2 protein-coding genes are annotated in these 2,390 nt (G+C 64.4%); both read left to right on the top strand.

Annotated features, from left to right (window positions below; all coding sequences use genetic code 11):
* On the top strand, positions 1-1,286 hold a 1,286-nt coding region (locus tag ACXJL8_RS39060), incomplete at its 5' end, for a DUF1522 domain-containing protein (protein WP_456686818.1).
* Between the two features lie 326 nt (positions 1,287-1,612).
* The coding region (locus ACXJL8_RS39065; protein WP_456686819.1) for a DUF1522 domain-containing protein at positions 1,613-2,390 on the top strand (778 nt) is incomplete at its 3' end.

Raw genomic sequence — 2,390 nt, forward strand, 5'->3', positions numbered from 1 at the left:
ACCGTCAACGTCAACCGAAAACCACGAGCGCGGCCTCGCTGGGTGCGACCATCGCGGACGGTTCGACGCTGAACGTCGACGGTCACGTCATCACCTTCAAGAACGCGCCGATCCCGGGCTCGACCGGTGCTCCGAGCGTTCCGACGGGTTATGGTGCCAGCGGTAACGTTCTCACCGACGGCAACGGCAACTCGACGGTCTATTTGCAGGCCGGCACGGTCAACGACGTCTTGAAGGCGATCGACCTTGCCACCGGCGTGCAGACCGCGACGGTCAACGCCAACGGCACCGCGACGCTTGCGACTGCGACCGGCCAGACCAACTCGTCGATCAACGCCTCGGGTCAGCTCAAGCTCTCGACCGGTGTCAATGCCGACCTGTCGATCACCGGCACTGGCAACGCGCTGAACGCGCTTGGCCTCGCCGGCAACACCGGGACCGCGACCGCCTTCACCGCGGCGCGCACCTCGGGCATTGGCGGCATCGCCGGCAAGACCTTGACCTTCTCCTCCTTCAACGCGGGCACGGCGGTCAACGTCACCTTCGGCGACGGCACCAACGGCACGGTCAAGACGCTCGATCAGCTCAACTCGAAGCTGCAGGCCAACAACCTGACAGCGACGATCGACGCCAACGGCCTGCTGACGGTCTCGACCACCAACGACTACGCGTCCTCGACCATCGGATCGAGCGCTGCAGGTGGTGCGATCGGCGGCACGCTGACCTCGTCGCTCACGTTCTCGACGGCTTCCACCCCCGTCCAGGACACCGTTGCTCAGACCTCGCGTGCGAACCTGGTGTCTCAGTACAACAACATCCTGAACCAGATCGACWCGACYKCGCAGGACTCYTCGTTCAACGGCGTCAACCTSYTSAACGGCGACCAGCTCAAGCTGGTGTTCGACGAGACYGSCAAGTCSARCYTGAGCATCACCGGCGTCACCTACAACTCCAAGGGTCTGGGCCTTGCTGCGCTGACCAGCGGYGTCGACTTCATCGACAACGCTGCCACCAACAAGGTGCTGACCAACCTGAACKCGGCCTCGAGCACGCTGCGCTCGGAAGCCTCSGCTCTGGGTTCGAACCTGWCSRTSGTGCAGGTKCGTCAGGACTTCAACAAGARCCTGATCAACGTGCTGCAGACCGGYTCGTCCAACCTGACCCTGGCCGACACCAACGTCGAGGCGGCGAACAGCCAGGCACTCTCGACCCGCCAGTCGATCGCGGTCTCCGCGCTGTCGCTGGCCAACCAGTCGCAGCAGAGCGTGCTCCAGCTGCTCCGCTAACTCGCGGACAGCATCGCAAGCAGGATCCGGCGGCGGGGCTTCGGCCCCGCCGCTTTTTTTCGTTCGTCGCTCGAGGTTTCGAGAGGGCAGGCGACACTCTGAAAAGTAACCAGCGGTTATGGTTAATGGAGCGTAAGCGCTGAGAATCGCCAATGATTTCAGGGCGATTGCCGGACCCCGCAAGCGCTTCCAGTCGTTCATGGTGAACCGGCGCTTACGCAGGCGATGCTCGTTTCACCCTTTGTTAGCCATGTCGCGGCACGCTGGCCCCGTCACTCGATCCGAAGCGATCGAACGAAGACGCGTAAGCCAGAAGGGTAAGAGTCATGTCCGGTATTGTTCTTTCCGCATCGGTTCGTCAGAACCTGCTTTCTCTCCAGTCCACCGCCGATCTCCTCGCCACCACGCAGAACCGTCTGTCGACCGGCAAGAGCGTCAACTCGGCTCTCGATAATCCCACCAACTTCTTCACCGCTCAGTCGCTCGACAACCGCGCCAGCGACATCAACAATTTGCTCGACGGCATCGCCAACGGCGTGCAGGTGCTGCAGGCTGCCAACACCGGCCTGACTTCGTTGCAGAAACTGATCGATAGCGCCAAGTCGATCGCCAACCAGGCGCTGCAGACCACGGTCGGTTACTCCACCAAGTCCAACGTCTCCACCACCATCGCCGGTGCGACGGCGGCCGACCTCCGCGGCACGACGAGCTTCGCCAGCGCGACGGCGAGCAGCAACGTGCTGTATAACGGCACGGCCGGCGGCACCACCGCGGCGAACGGCACCACCACGCTCGGCGCCACCATCGGCTCCTTTGCAAGCACTGGTGCGACGGCCGGTGACGGCACCACCGCCCTGGCCGGCACCATCACCCTGATCGCCACCAGCGGCACGAGCGCCACCGGCCTGCTCGGCAACGCCCAGCCCGCCGATGGCGACACGCTGACCGTGAACGGCAAGACCATCACCTTCCGCAGCGGCACCGCGCCGGCCTCGACCGCGGTTCCGTCCGGCTCGGGCGTCAGCGGCCACCTCGTCACCGACGGCAGCGGCAATACCACTGTCTATCTCGGCGACACCGCCACGCCGGCCTCGCTCGCGACCG

The sequence above is a fragment of the Bradyrhizobium sp. P5_C11_2 genome (assembly GCF_054049755.1).